The organism is Bacillus sanguinis, from assembly GCF_018332475.1.
GTDB lineage: Bacteria > Bacillota > Bacilli > Bacillales > Bacillaceae_G > Bacillus_A > Bacillus_A sanguinis.
In genome coordinates, this window is sequence record NZ_BOQB01000353.1 from 1 (window position 1) to 561 (window position 561).

Genomic DNA, 561 nt, shown 5'->3' on the forward strand with positions numbered 1-561 from the left:
ATTTTCCTCTAACTTTATTGTGACACAATAAAGCTTATACTTTTTCTATAGCAGGTAATTTCAGCCTTCCTTATTCACTTTACTCCCCAATTCGAGCCTTCTTTCTCCATATAAACATTATATATATTACCATGATTTTCAATTTGTGTAATCCAAATTTCATTTTTTCTGTTTTGAGCATTTTTTGTTTATAATGGTAAAGGAAAGAAATATGTGTACGGAGGAATATTATGCTGCAACACTCAATTACGAAAGATGAAATTATGATGATTGCGAATGAGTTCGTTCAAGGACTAGATCCACAGCAAACAGCTGATCAGGAACATGTCGCTACAGCTCGGCACCTATATCGTAGTGGTGTTGTCTACAACGTTGACTTTGATGGTTATACGCTATCAGGAACCGTAGATGCTGAAGGCAGCGTATATAGCGTCCATATCCCGATTCGTAACGTCGCTGAAAGCTATTGCGATTGCTTTGCACCAACGCAATGTGAGCATATGCTAGCTGTTTTACTATCCGCAGCATCTAGTTTCGGGCAAGTAGGAGATGTATTAACTT

General features: G+C 37.8%; 1 pseudogene. It reads left to right on the forward strand.

The features are described 5' to 3' along the window. Nucleotides 1-230 precede the first annotated feature (230 nt). A pseudogene (locus KI369_RS25820) lies at nt 231-561 on the forward strand (SWIM zinc finger domain-containing protein); the annotation flags it as partial.